The organism is Agrobacterium tumefaciens (assembly GCF_005221385.1).
Lineage (GTDB): Bacteria > Pseudomonadota > Alphaproteobacteria > Rhizobiales > Rhizobiaceae > Agrobacterium > Agrobacterium tomkonis.
In genome coordinates, this window is record NZ_CP039903.1 from 2,034,307 (window position 1) to 2,046,441 (window position 12,135).

General features: G+C 59.7%; 13 protein-coding genes. 6 read left to right on the forward strand and 7 right to left on the reverse strand.

Annotated features, from left to right (window positions below; translation table 11 throughout):
- Nucleotides 1-66: 66 nt before the first annotated feature.
- The 3 genes from CFBP6623_RS10205 to CFBP6623_RS10215 all read right to left on the reverse strand — a co-directional run bounded on the left by CFBP6623_RS10205 (nt 67) and on the right by CFBP6623_RS10215 (nt 3,780).
- On the reverse strand, nt 67-504 hold the full coding sequence (locus CFBP6623_RS10205) for a GNAT family N-acetyltransferase (protein WP_225341611.1): 438 nt from the start codon (nt 502-504) through the stop codon (nt 67-69).
- Between the two features lie 170 nt (nt 505-674).
- Entirely contained in the window at nt 675-2,525 is a 1,851-nt protein-coding gene (locus tag CFBP6623_RS10210) for an ABC transporter ATP-binding protein (protein WP_046797947.1), read from the reverse strand.
- 379 nt (nt 2,526-2,904) lie between these two features.
- A complete protein-coding gene (locus tag CFBP6623_RS10215; RefSeq protein ID WP_046797946.1) occupies nt 2,905-3,780 on the reverse strand; it encodes a phosphodiesterase in 876 nt (291 codons plus the stop codon).
- A gap of 235 nt (nt 3,781-4,015) precedes the next feature.
- On the opposite strand from CFBP6623_RS10215, the gene CFBP6623_RS10220 reads away from it, so the two are divergent.
- Both CFBP6623_RS10220 and CFBP6623_RS10225 read left to right on the forward strand, forming a co-directional pair.
- Nucleotides 4,016-4,477 (forward strand): tRNA (cytidine(34)-2'-O)-methyltransferase, encoded by a 462-nt coding sequence (locus CFBP6623_RS10220; RefSeq protein ID WP_046797945.1) that lies wholly within the window; start codon nt 4,016-4,018, stop codon nt 4,475-4,477.
- Nucleotides 4,478-4,651: 174 nt separating this feature from the next.
- Entirely contained in the window at nt 4,652-6,304 is a 1,653-nt protein-coding gene (locus CFBP6623_RS10225; protein ID WP_046797944.1) for a Na/Pi cotransporter family protein, read from the forward strand.
- Between the two features lie 60 nt (nt 6,305-6,364).
- Here CFBP6623_RS10225 and CFBP6623_RS10230 read toward each other — a convergent pair whose 3' ends face one another.
- The gene (locus CFBP6623_RS10230) at nt 6,365-6,637 is read right to left on the reverse strand and encodes a hypothetical protein (RefSeq protein ID WP_046797943.1); all 273 of its coding nucleotides are present in this window, start codon (nt 6,635-6,637) and stop codon (nt 6,365-6,367) included.
- Between the two features lie 131 nt (nt 6,638-6,768).
- On the opposite strand from CFBP6623_RS10230, the gene hemF reads away from it, so the two are divergent.
- From hemF to CFBP6623_RS10245, 3 genes are all read left to right on the forward strand, one after another.
- Entirely contained in the window at nt 6,769-7,680 is a 912-nt protein-coding gene (gene hemF / locus CFBP6623_RS10235) for an oxygen-dependent coproporphyrinogen oxidase (protein WP_046797942.1), read from the forward strand.
- Between the two features lie 122 nt (nt 7,681-7,802).
- Nucleotides 7,803-8,072, forward strand: a complete 270-nt coding sequence (locus tag CFBP6623_RS10240; protein ID WP_046797941.1) for a hypothetical protein — start codon at nt 7,803-7,805, stop codon at nt 8,070-8,072.
- Between the two features lie 121 nt (nt 8,073-8,193).
- The gene (locus CFBP6623_RS10245; protein WP_046797940.1) at nt 8,194-8,379 is read left to right on the forward strand and encodes a DUF1059 domain-containing protein; all 186 of its coding nucleotides are present in this window, start codon (nt 8,194-8,196) and stop codon (nt 8,377-8,379) included.
- A 26-nt stretch (nt 8,380-8,405) separates the two neighbouring features.
- Here CFBP6623_RS10245 and CFBP6623_RS10250 read toward each other — a convergent pair whose 3' ends face one another.
- From CFBP6623_RS10250 to CFBP6623_RS10260, 3 genes are read right to left on the reverse strand one after another with little or no spacing between them, the layout of a single operon-like run.
- Nucleotides 8,406-9,662: a CCA tRNA nucleotidyltransferase gene (locus CFBP6623_RS10250; protein WP_046797939.1), complete on the reverse strand. Its 1,257-nt coding sequence runs from the start codon at nt 9,660-9,662 to the stop codon at nt 8,406-8,408.
- Nucleotides 9,659-10,297 (reverse strand): NUDIX hydrolase, encoded by a 639-nt coding sequence (locus tag CFBP6623_RS10255; protein ID WP_046797938.1) that lies wholly within the window; start codon nt 10,295-10,297, stop codon nt 9,659-9,661. The genes CFBP6623_RS10250 and CFBP6623_RS10255 overlap by 4 nt, the downstream gene beginning before the upstream one ends.
- Nucleotides 10,294-10,923 (reverse strand): DUF1285 domain-containing protein, encoded by a 630-nt coding sequence (locus tag CFBP6623_RS10260; RefSeq protein ID WP_046797937.1) that lies wholly within the window; start codon nt 10,921-10,923, stop codon nt 10,294-10,296. Before CFBP6623_RS10260 ends, CFBP6623_RS10255 begins: the two co-directional genes overlap by 4 nt.
- A gap of 175 nt (nt 10,924-11,098) precedes the next feature.
- Here CFBP6623_RS10260 and CFBP6623_RS10265 point away from each other — a divergent pair, with 175 nt between their 5' ends.
- A complete protein-coding gene (locus tag CFBP6623_RS10265; RefSeq protein WP_003523087.1) occupies nt 11,099-12,109 on the forward strand; it encodes an AAA family ATPase in 1,011 nt (336 codons plus the stop codon).
- Nucleotides 12,110-12,135 lie beyond the last annotated feature (26 nt).

Here is a 12,135-nt window from a genome sequence, read left to right on the forward strand (position 1 = left end):
ATTATATTTCGGTAACATTCGTGAAATGAAAAGGGCGGGAATGAAAACGGATGTCAGGCGATGTTCCTACTTCAGGGCGATGAGTCCAGCGTCCGTAGGGCGGAATCCGCAGGCGTCGAAGTAGAATTGCCGGAGATGCGGGTCAAAATCCACGTGAAGCCACTCGCAGGCGGTATCTTTCGTCTGATTAACCGCCTCCCCTATCAGCGCCTTTGCAATGCCCTGACGTTGGAAAGCAGACGACACCATTGTATCGACAACAAACGCGTGGACCCCGCCATCCCATGCGATGTTAACGAACCCGATGAGCCTCCCCAGATGGCGGGTGCACACCCAGCCGAGACTGAAGCGGTTGACCTGCGACCACCAGTCATCAGCGAGGAGCCGATGCGCAAAGCACTCGGCATGAAGGGCATTGACCTCAGCATTTTCGAAGGCTCCACGCCACTCGGTCGTAAACTCGGAAGGGGTGGATACTTGCGGTGATATCAGCTCCATTCGCATGCCTTTACTCCGGTTTCGAAGTCAGACACGTTCCGCGCCTGATCACAAAAAAATGCGTTTCTCACGGCGCAGACACGCCATGGCTGGATACCGGCTCAAGGCCGGCATGACGACAGAGAGGTTCAGGCCTTTGACAAAAGGGCGGGATCACTCCCGCCCTTTCTCTTTCCTTATTCCGCGGCCACTTCCGCTTCGTGGTCGGCGATGAAACCGCCGGACTGGCGTCGCCACAGATCGGCATAGATGCCGCCCATCGCCACCAGCTCCGCATGGCTGCCCGCCTCGACAATCTGGCCCTTGTCGAGGATGATGAGCCGGTCCATTTCGGTCAGCGTCGAAAGACGGTGGGCAATCGCAATCACCGTCTTGCCTTGCATCAGCGAGAACAGGTTCTCCTGGATCGCCGCTTCGACTTCACTGTCAAGTGCCGAGGTCGCCTCGTCCAGCACCAGAATCGGCGCATTCTTGAGGAACACGCGGGCAATCGCGATACGCTGGCGCTGGCCGCCGGAGAGTTTCACGCCGCGTTCGCCCACCTGGGCATCGAGACCCTGGCGACCATGCATGTCGACCAGCGTTTCGATGAAATCCCAGGCATTCGCCCGCTTCGCCGCCGCGATCACCTGCTCGTCGGTGGCTTCGGGGTGACCATAGGCGATGTTGTCGCGTATCGAGCGATGCAGCAGCGAAGTATCCTGCGTCACCACGCCGATCAACTCGCGCAGGCTGTCCTGCGATACCTTCGAGATGTCCTGCCCGTCGATGGTGATCCTGCCTGCTTCCAGATCATAGAAGCGCAGCAGCAGGTTCATCAGCGTCGTCTTGCCAGCGCCCGAGCGACCGACGAGACCAACCTTCTCGCCCGGCTTGATATCAAGCGTTAGCCCGTCGATCACGCCCTTGTTCTTGCCGTAGTGGAAGCGGACATTGTCATAACGGATGGCGCCCTGCGGTGCCGCAAGCTGCGGCGCCTTGGCGACATCGACGATATCGTGCGGTTTCGTCATCATCGACATGCCGTCATAGACCGTGCCGATATTTTCGAACAGCGACGTGACTTCCCACATGATCCACTGCGACATGCCGTTGACGCGCATGGCGAGGCTGATGGCGATGGCGACCGAACCGGCCGTCACCGAACCCTGCATCCAGAAATAAAGACCGAGCGCCGCCGTGGAAAACAGCACCACGGCATTGTTGAGGTCGATCAGGATGTTGAAGCCGGAGATCTTGCGCATCTGGCGGTGAACGGTTCCGAGAAACACATTCATACCCTCACGCGCATATCTCTCCTCGCGGCCCGCATGGGAAAACAGCTTGATCGTCGAGATATTGGTGTAGCTGTCGACGATCCGCCCCGTCATCATCGAGCGCGCATCGGCCTGTTCCTGCGCCAGCCGACCGAGTTTCGGCACGAAATAGGCGAGAATGCACATATAGATGCCGAGCCATGCCAGAAGCGGAATGACCAGCCGCCAGTCGGCCGCCGCCACCATGAACAGCATCGAGACGACGAAGCTGATGGCATAGACGAAGACGTCAATCACCTTCAGCGCCACTTCGCGGATCGCCAGCGCCGTCTGCATCACCTTGGTCGAAACCCGGCCTGCAAATTCATTGGCGAAAAAGTTCATGGAGTGACGCAGCAGGAAACGATGCATTTTCCAGCGCGCGATCATGCCGAAATTGCCGGCAAGCGTCTGGTGCATCGTCATGGTGTGGACAGCACCCATCAGCGGCAGCACCACGAGCACCAGTCCGGCCATCACGATCAGATGCCAGCCCTCATCGGCGAAAAACGTCGCGCGATCGGCCGTGGAAAGCCAGTCGACGATATTGCCGAGGAATTTGTAGAGCATGGCTTCCGCAATGGCGATGCCCATGGACATCAGGCCAAGCAGCAGCAGCCACGGCCAGGCGGGCTTCACATAATGCCACAGGAACGGCAACAGTCTCTTCGGCGGCACATCCGGCGTCGAAGAGGGAAATGGATCGAGGCGTTTTTCAAACCAGCCAAACATAGGCCAAGCTCCGGCAATCAATCGCCCCATCGAAAGGTGAGCAAACGCAAATATGGCTCACGACGGAACGGAAAAGTCTTTGGATATGGCCGTGACAGCCACATGACGAATCGAGAAATGGGAAACGCGGTCAAACCGCAGAGTAACACCTAAGCCAGCAGCGGCACTACTGGGGCCGGGAGGCGAAAGCGAATGTGAATATCCATGAGAACCTCCCTAGCTGGTGTTGAAGATGTGGCCTTGTAGCGTAAAAATTAATCAATGACCAGTCGGAAAGATACTGGATGCGTCAGAAAACTCTCGATTGTGTCCAACAGAACAAAATGGGCGGATTTACCCGCAAAGGTTACCGCCCATCACTCAATATGAATATGCCGTCTTATTCGGCTGCGTCCTGCGCCTGCCCGCTTTCATATTCCGTAACGAGCTCAACCATGCCGGCCTGCGTATGACGCTTGAGTTCCCGGCGATCGCTGGGCTGTGGCGCGAAGGTGACAGTCAGACCGGTATCCCGCACCGTGCCGATGGCAAAAGATGCACCCGACAGCATGCGCACACCCTCATGCAGCCAGAGCGGATCGGTAGCGAAATGCTGGCCGATGCCGACGACAACGGGAATACCCTGCCAGTGCGACATGCGATCATAATGGATATGGCCCGCCAGAATGCCCATAACGTCGTGTTCGAACAGCACCTCGTCCAGCGCCTCGGTATCGTCGAAGGACAGGGATTCCCACTCCGCGTCGGGACGGTCGAAATCCAGCGCCGGCGCATGGTGCATCACCAGGAGTTTCGGCAGGTCGGGATGGTTTTCGAGTTCTTCCTCGAGCCATTCGATCTGGCCGGGCTCGAAAGCGCCACCGACCTTGCCGGGAACGCTGGTATCCATGACGATGACATGGATATCCGAAATCACCTGCGAATGGTCGTAAGGTGCGTCCAGATCTTCGTGGCGGCCGAGCATGACGGGGTAAAAGCCGTCACGACGATCATGATTGCCGAGCGCGAAAAGCACCGGCACATCCAGTTCCGCCTCAGCCATCAGGCGCTTGAGTTCTTCATAGCTGGCGGCATCGCCCCGGTTGGTCAGATCGCCGCTGACGACGATGAATTCCGGCGGCGGCACCAACGCCTTGATCTGCGTGAGCGTGGCGGACAACGTAGCCGAGGTGTCGGAATAAAGATCATCATCCTGCAGCTGCGGATTGCCGATATGCAGATCGGTCAGATGGACAAAATTCACCCGTTCGGACATCGCGTCCTCCTGTTGTTGCGTGCAGAAAATCCGGCTCGAAAAGATATCGTGACGGCCACGACCGATGTTCCGGACTGGCCTGACGATGTGCTGGTGAATGGGTAGCCGCCCTGTGTGTCACGCGAATGAATATCCGGCCGACGACGGCACCGGAAAAGGACTTTTTGTGCCGCATCTGTTGCCCGCCCGCCGCTCGTGATAATCGGGCAGGCACTCCAATCGCCATGAGAAAACCATGCCCGAAATCAGAATCGCCCTTTATCAGCCCGATATTCCCGGCAATACCGGCACCATCCTGCGATTGGCCGCCTGCCTTGGCCTCGGCGTCGATATCATCGAGCCGGCCGGCTTCGATATTTCCGACCGCAATCTGAAACGGGCGGGCATGGATTATATTGCCGCGGCGGCACTGACGCGCCATGTCAGCTGGGATCGCTTCGAGGAATGGCGTGCAGCCACCGGGCGCCGCCTTGTTCTCGCCTCTACCAAGGCCGCCCTGCCCTATACTGATATCAGCTACCGCACCGATGATATCCTGCTCTTCGGGCGGGAAAGTGCCGGCGTGCCAGACCACGTGCATGAAAAAGCGGATGAGCGAATCATCATCCCCATGGTGCCCGGACAACGCTCCATCAACGTCGCCATGTCGGCGGCGATGATCTCCGGCGAGGCCTTGCGCCAGACGGAATGGGCCTGACCCGCCATCTTTGCAGCCATTTTTTCAGGCAAATATGAAAATTGACCGATTTCATCGCGAAACTGTCGCAACATGGCCTGTACCGGACGCGTTCACGCTCCTATACTGATTAGCCGGGCAACTAAAAATCGCCCTCGCCGGGGCAATCCGCCGGCGGGTGTGAGGAGACGTAGCATGCAATCCACCATTGTCATCGTCAACCTTCTCGGCGCGGTCGCGCTGCTGCTTTTCGGCTTGGCGCAGGTCAAGGACGGCGTCACCCGCGCCTTCGGCATGAAACTCAGAAGCGTGCTGGCCACAGGCACCCAGAACGGCCCGCGTTCCTTCTTTTCCGGCTTCTTCGCCACCGTCGCGCTTCAAAGCTCGACGGCAACGGCGCTCACCGTCGCCTCCTTCGCCGAACGTGACCTCATCAAACCGCGCATGGCGCAGGTGGTGCTGCTTGGCGCCAATGTCGGCACCGCAGTCACCGCATGGATTGTGGCCGCCGGGGTGGAATGGCTGTCACCACTTTTGATCCTTTCAGGCATCATCCTCAAGAAAGGCAGTTCCAATGCCAGACAGGGCGGCGGAACGGCGGTGATTGGCATAGGCCTCATGCTTCTGTCGCTGCATCTTTTGAGCGGGGCCACGGAACCGATGCGCGCCTCCCCCGCCCTTGGCGTCTTCATCGGCCTGCTGGATGGCGCATGGCCCGTCGCGTTGATCTTCTCCGCGGTGCTGGCCTTCGTCTCCTCTTCCAGCCTTGCCGTCGTGGTGCTGATCCTGTCGCTGGCCGCCACCGGCACGCTTTCCGCCGGCCTCATCATCGTTCTCATTCTCGGCGCCAACCTCGGCGGCGCCATTCCGCCCGTCATCGCCACACTTTCCGGGCCCGCATCTGCGCGACGCATCACCATCGGCAACCTCGTGGTGCGCACCATCGGCTGCCTCATCGCCATGCCGCTCGCCTCTTACGGCGCGGCGTATTTGCAGCAATTACCGCTTTCGCCCGCCAAGTTGCCAGTGGATGCGCATCTCATCTTCAACGTCATTCTGGCGGCGGTGGCCTGGCCCTTCTCCGGCCTGATATCCGACCTGATGGCGAAACTGGTGCCGGGCGATCCGAAGGCTGAAGACGGCCCGAATTTCCTCGACCAGCAGGCGCTTGATATGCCCGTCGTCGCGCTTGCCAACGCCACCCGCGAAGTCCTAAGCGTCGGCGACAGCATCGAGCGGATGCTGATCCGCGCCGAAAACGCCTTCAAGCACAATGATCTGGCGCCGCTTCAGGAAGTTTCCCTGCTCGAAAAGAAGGTCGACCGCCGCCAGCAGGAGGTGAAGGTCTATCTTTCGCAACTGGGGCGCAAGGGGCTTGCCGACGAGGAAGCACGCCGTTCGATCGCCATCATCGACTATGCGATCAATCTCGAACATATCGGCGATATCATCGAAAAAGGCATCTGCGAGCAGATCCGCAAGAAGGTGCTGAACAGCTTCAAATTTTCCGACGACGGTTACGAGGAGCTGAAAACCCTGTTCGACATGACCATTGAAAATCTGCGGGCCGCGCAGAGCATTCTGGTCACCGGCGATTTCGATCTTGCCCGCCGGCTGATGGAAAGCAAGGTGGATATACGCCGCCTCGAAAAACAGTCCTCCAACCGCCATCTGGAGCGTCTGCGTGACGGGTTGGCAGAAAGCATGCAGACCAGCTCGCTGCACCTCGACATGCTGCGGGATCTGAAGCGCATCAACGCCCATATCGTTTCGGTGGCGCATCCCATTCTGGATGAAAGCGGCGTGCTGATCGAAAGCCGCCTGCGTTATGCCGAGCCGCGCGCCTGAGCCTTTCCAGGAAAAGTGGTCCTCGGCTTCCCGTCCGGAAATGCGAAACCGCTCTGAAACTCAATCGGCCGAGGGAAGCCTGCGCATGGTGAATTCAATGCGGTCGCCTTCCAGCAGCCGCCAGCTTTCCACTTCTGTCCAATAGGCGGCCTTCGGAAAGCTGTCGAACCATTCGCGCGCCTTGGCACGGGCCTCCTCACGCCCAAGACAGAAGGTCTGGCGCACGAACATGCCGTCCCGTTTTTGTTCGCCGCCGGCGCTTTCGCGTTCCTTGCGGTGATTGGCAATCCTGCGCTTCAGCCCGTCGAGGGGCGGTCCGGCAAATTTCGTCATGATATTCACCTCTGGCACCTACATCGGTAAAGATAGTGTCGGCACGCCGCCTTGGCGAGTCGAATTTGTGCGCGGCGCAAACACCTGCTAGACGCGGCAGGGAACGGACTTCACAGCAGGAGAGAAGAGATATGGAACGGCCAATCTTGCCGAAGGGCTTGCCCGAGGACATCGAAGACAAGAAGGCCGTTGCCCAGGCGTGGTTCCAGCATCTGCGCGACACCATCGTCACCTCCTTCGAAACGCTCGAAAACGACCTGACCGGCCCCCTGTCGGATCAGGAGCCCGGCCGCTTCGTGCAGAAAGACTGGCTGCGCGACAATGGCGAAGGCGGCGGCGGCAGGATGTCGATGATGGAAGGCCGCGTCTTCGAAAAGGTCGGCGTGCACACTTCCACCGTCTATGGCGAATTTTCGCCGGAATTCCGCAAGCAGATACCGGGTGCGGAAGAGGACCCGCGTTTCTGGGCCTCGGGCCTTTCGCTGATTGCCCATCCGGTCAATCCCAATGTGCCGGCCGTCCATATGAACACCCGCATGGTCGTCACCACCAGCCACTGGTTCGGCGGCGGTGCGGATCTGACGCCGGTGCTGGGACGCAGGCGCAACGAAGAGGACCCGGACACCCAGCTGTTCCACCGCGCCTTCGAGATCACCTGCAACCGTCATCCGGTCGCCGATTATCCGCGATACAAGACGTGGTGCGACGATTATTTCTTCCTGAAACACCGCAACGAGCCACGCGGCACCGGCGGCATCTTCTTCGACTGGCTGCATCCGGAAGAAGAAAAGGGCGGCTGGGACGCCAATTTCGCCTTTGTGCAGGATGTCGGCCGCGCCTTCAATCTGGTCTATCCGAAAATCGTCCGCGCCAATTTCAACCAGAACTGGACGGAAGAGGACCGCGACGAGCAGCTTATCCGCCGCGGCCGCTACGTGGAATTCAACCTGCTTTACGATCGCGGCACCATCTTCGGCCTGAAGACGGGCGGCAACGTCGAATCGATCCTGTCGTCTTTGCCGCCGGTGGTTCGCTGGCCCTAAAAAACCTCACGCAAATTTGACGCTCATCAGCCAATTTGTCGCAAATGGCGCAAATTAGGACTTATGGAAAAATCAAGGCAGTGGTAGTCTCCTCCCGCAGACGTACTGGAGGAGCTATCGTCATGATTACTTCGAACAGCATGCCTATTTCTGCTTCCCCCGAGGCAGCACCGCAATCCATCGATACCCCTGATTTGATCGACCGCCTGGCAGCGGAAATGCGTGCCACGGGCGATCGCGAACTGCCGCATTCCTTTTATGTCGAACAGGTAAAGCGCACCCTTGCCGGACAAACGACGGCACGGCGGGCGGCCAATGACGAAATGCCTCGTACAAAAGTCCCGGCAGCCAGCACATCCTCTGTTTTCCAGTGCTGGGCGATGCCCGAATAGGGGCCTGAATAAGGTCGAAGGACGCCGCTCTGGAACATAAGCGGCGAACATTCGTTTCTTGTGCGAGGGACAGCATGTTCATTCAATGCTGTCCCTCACTCGAAACAGGGAGGCAAAACCAATGAGACTGTTTGAATGTGGAACGCTCGTGCCCGGCTGTGCCTGGCATACACGCGCCGATGACGACGCCGAAGTTGTCCGCCGCACGGTGGAGCATATGCGCTCGGCCCATGGCGAAACCACGATCCGCGAAAATATGATCGACAATATCAAGGCCCGCATCCGCGATGAGGCAAATGCGGCTTAAGCCGAACCGCCGTCATCGCTGCGGCCTCAATTCTCCAGCATGGTTTTCAGCCGGGCGGTCAGCGCTGCCCGGTCCAGTGAGAAATTGACGTCGATCCACTTTTCCTCAAGGCTTTTCAGCACCTCGCCCACCTTCGGGCCAGATTCGACGCCGGCGGCCATCACATCCGCACCGCTCAAGGGAAATCCCGGTTTCTTGAATTTTTCCGCTCTCGTCAGCAGCGTCGAAAGACGCGCCACTTTCTGCATCGCCGCATCACCCGCCGAAAGGTCGGCACGGGCCGAGACAAGCGCGAGCTTCAGCCGCGTCTTCACACCCTCGACGCCCTCACGATAAAGCAGCCGGTCAAGCGCCGTCTCCTTCATTTCAGGGTCGATAACCGGGGCGGAAGCCCAATTAGCAAGATATCCGGCCTCAGCCTTCGACAGCCTCAGTCGCGTTGCAAGCGCCGCCAACCGCTCCTTGTCGGGCGGCACGATGGCGGCAAGCCGTAGCATGGGGTCCACCGCCCAGCCGAGGGACTGCTCCGTCGCCACCAGCCCGTGAATGGCATCGATGCCCCATTTCTCCGTTTCGGGCAGAATTTCCGCCAGAACACCCGATTGCCGCATCCACAGCAGGGCGCGGGAAGGATCGCGGGCGGAAAGCAGCTTTTTCAGCTCGCTCCAGATGCGCTCGGCCGAAAGCGTACCAAGCTTGTCCTTGGCCCGCGCGCTTGCCCGAAGACCATCTGCATCGGGGCGACCTGAGCCATAATGAGCGAAAAACCGGAAAAACCGGAGAATCCGCAGATAATCTTCCGAAATCCGCATCGCCGCATCGCCGATAAAGCGCACCGTGCGGGTTTCCACATCCGGAAGGCCATCGATGAGATCGATGATCTCGCCCTTCTCGTCGGCATAAAGAGCATTGATGGTGAGGTCCCGCCGCTCGGCATCGGTCTGCCAGTCGGTACCGAAGGCGACCTGCGCGTGGCGGCCATTGGTCTCGACATCACGGCGCAAAGTCGTGACTTCAAAACCTTCGCCATCGATCACCAGCGTTACCGTGCCGTGTTCGATGCCGGTTGGCACCGCCTTGATGCCCGCCGCCTTCGCCCGCGCAACAACCACATCGGGGGTAAGCGTCGTTGCCATGTCGACATCGACGACCGGCAAGTCCATCAGCGCATTGCGCACCGCGCCGCCGACGATCCGCACCTCGCCGCCATCGGCATTCAGAAGCGTGAAGATGCGCTTCAGCGCAGGTTTTTCGAACCAGTCACGCCCGGCAAGGCTATTCATGTATAAAACCTCTCGTAAATCGTCCGTACGATGCCCGCCGTAATGCCCCAAATGTAGCGTTCGCCATAGGGCATTTCGTAGAAAAACCGCTCCTTCCCCTGAAAGATGCGGCTGCCGCGCCCGTGATTGACCGGGTCCATCAAAAAGGACAGCGGCACCTCGAAAACCTCATCCACCTCCGTGGGATTAAGCGTCAAATCAAAGCCGGGACGGACGACGGACAGTACCGGCTTGATGCGAAAACCGGTCCCGGAAATATAATCCGGCAGCCGTCCGACCGTTTCCACGAAGGACCTGGAAAGGCCGATCTCCTCTTCCGTCTCGCGCAGCGCTGCCTCTTCCGGCGTGCGGTCCTCGGCATCGATGCCGCCGCCCGGAAAGGAAATCTGGCCTGAATGTTGGCGCAGGGTTGCCGTGCGCTGGGTAAAGATCACCCGCGCATCGTTGCCATCGTCGATAACCGGTATCAGCACTGCGGCATCCTTCAGCCGAATGCCGTTGCCAGAGAGCACCACGCCCGGATTGAGCACATGGTCGCCATTTTCCCGCTCGGCCACGCCCTCGCCTTCCTGCAGCACACGGCGGCGGAAATCGGCGGCGGTAAAAGCCTTGAGGCCCGTTGTCATCATCGTCATTGTGAAAGCCGTTCCAGTTCCTTTGCGGGCATCACCGGAAAGATTACCCCGCCCGAGCGCACCGCAAACATCTCGACGCCATCCACGTCGATCACCTCGCCGAGCGCAACGAGATCATACATCACGGCCCGCGAGACGAGCGCCTCCAACCGGCCGCGCACCAGAAGATAGGGTTTCAATTCGCGGTTTTCACCGAAAATTTCAAAGCGCAGCGGATGCTCCGGCCCCGCCTCCACCACGTCGCCGACATTGGTGCGAAAGGTCAGCAAGGATTCGCCATCCTCGACACCCGCATTCGCCGTCATTTCCACCGCGACGAATGGTGCATCCACCACCCGGATGCCGACTTTTTCCACAGGAGTTACAAGATAGGTCTTGCCGTCCTCATCCTTGCGCAGAACCGTGGAAAACAGCCGCACCAGCGGCGCCCTGCCGATGGGGGTGCCGAGGTAGAACCATGTGCCATCGGCGCGGATTTCCATGTCGAGATCGCCGCAAAAGGGCGGATTCCAGCGATCCACCGGGGCCGGCCCGCGCTTGGCGTCACCAGTCTGTTCGGCGGCGCGGGAAATCATCGCCGCAAGCCCGGCCGCATCATCAGCCGAATTTATCGTCTCCGCTGCCATATTCGAGTCTCGCTTTGCCGATAAGGAAATACTAAGTCACGACATAGTCATTCGAATGGCGCTTGTCAGCGGCCAAGAGAGCAATAAGCTATATGCAGCGCAAAATCCGTCCCGGCCAACTGCCAGCAACACCGGGATGCGACTGTGACAGCGGCGAAGGTATGAGGAGAGCGACATGGGCGTGATGAATACCGGTGAAACCCTCGATGAAAAGGCCATCGTCGCCGCGGCCGAAAAGGCGCTTTCCGACATCGCGGCCATCCGCACGGAAGTCTCCAAGGTCATTTTCGGCCAGGAAAAAGTGGTGCAGAACACGCTTCTCGCCATCCTCTCCGGTGGCCATGCGCTGCTCGTCGGCGTTCCCGGCCTCGCCAAGACCAAGCTCGTTACCACGCTCGGCACCGTGCTTGGCCTGGATGCCAACCGCATCCAGTTCACACCGGACCTGATGCCGTCGGATATTCTCGGTTCCGAAGTCATGGATCAGGACGAGAACGGCCGCCGTTCCTTCCGTTTCATCAAGGGTCCGATTTTCGGCCAGCTGCTGATGGCCGATGAAATCAACCGTGCCAGCCCGCGCACGCAGTCCGCCCTTTTGCAGGCCATGCAGGAATATCACATCACCATGGCCGGCCAGACCTATGAACTGCCGAAGCCGTTCCATGTTCTCGCCACCCAGAACCCGCTGGAACAGGAAGGCACCTATCCGCTGCCCGAAGCCCAGCTCGACCGCTTCCTGCTGCAGGTCGATGTCGGTTATCCCGAACTTGCCGCCGAACGCCAGATTCTTCTCGATACGACGGGCACCGCCTCCGGCGAAGCGCGCGGCGTGATCGATGCCGGGCGCCTGATGGAAATCCAGGCCCTCATCCGCCAGATGCCGGTCAGCGACAAGGTCGTGGATGCGATCCTCTCGCTCGTCCGCTCCGCCCGCCCCGGCCATGGCAACAAATTGACCGACAAGCACGTTGTCTGGGGACCGGGTCCGCGCGCCGGCCAGTCGCTGATGCTGACGGCTCGTGCCCGTGCGCTCTACGAAGGCCGGCTCGCCCCGTCGCTGGACGATGTCCATGCACTGGCCGAACCGGTGCTGGAACACCGCATGGCGCTGACCTTTGCGGCCCGCGCCGAAGGCATGTCGGTGCGCGATGTCATCGCAGCCCTCGTGGAGCAGGCGAAGAACTAAAAAGACGCGTGCCTAACCTTTCGCGA

Excerpts from the sequence above, each read along its gene's own strand:
- CFBP6623_RS10205 (WP_225341611.1), bottom strand. The coding sequence starts at position 504 with ATGCGAATGGAGCTGATATCACCGCAAGTATCCACCCCTTCCGAGTTT.
- CFBP6623_RS10210 (WP_046797947.1), bottom strand. The coding sequence starts at position 2,525 with ATGTTTGGCTGGTTTGAAAAACGCCTCGATCCATTTCCCTCTTCGACG.
- CFBP6623_RS10215 (WP_046797946.1), bottom strand. The coding sequence starts at position 3,780 with ATGTCCGAACGGGTGAATTTTGTCCATCTGACCGATCTGCATATCGGC.
- CFBP6623_RS10220 (WP_046797945.1), top strand. The coding sequence starts at position 4,016 with ATGCCCGAAATCAGAATCGCCCTTTATCAGCCCGATATTCCCGGCAAT.
- CFBP6623_RS10225 (WP_046797944.1), top strand. The coding sequence starts at position 4,652 with ATGCAATCCACCATTGTCATCGTCAACCTTCTCGGCGCGGTCGCGCTG.
- CFBP6623_RS10230 (WP_046797943.1), bottom strand. The coding sequence starts at position 6,637 with ATGACGAAATTTGCCGGACCGCCCCTCGACGGGCTGAAGCGCAGGATT.
- hemF (WP_046797942.1), top strand. The coding sequence starts at position 6,769 with ATGGAACGGCCAATCTTGCCGAAGGGCTTGCCCGAGGACATCGAAGAC.
- CFBP6623_RS10240 (WP_046797941.1), top strand. The coding sequence starts at position 7,803 with ATGATTACTTCGAACAGCATGCCTATTTCTGCTTCCCCCGAGGCAGCA.
- CFBP6623_RS10245 (WP_046797940.1), top strand. The coding sequence starts at position 8,194 with ATGAGACTGTTTGAATGTGGAACGCTCGTGCCCGGCTGTGCCTGGCAT.
- CFBP6623_RS10250 (WP_046797939.1), bottom strand. The coding sequence starts at position 9,662 with ATGAATAGCCTTGCCGGGCGTGACTGGTTCGAAAAACCTGCGCTGAAG.
- CFBP6623_RS10255 (WP_046797938.1), bottom strand. The coding sequence starts at position 10,297 with ATGACGATGATGACAACGGGCCTCAAGGCTTTTACCGCCGCCGATTTC.
- CFBP6623_RS10260 (WP_046797937.1), bottom strand. The coding sequence starts at position 10,923 with ATGGCAGCGGAGACGATAAATTCGGCTGATGATGCGGCCGGGCTTGCG.
- CFBP6623_RS10265 (WP_003523087.1), top strand. The coding sequence starts at position 11,099 with ATGGGCGTGATGAATACCGGTGAAACCCTCGATGAAAAGGCCATCGTC.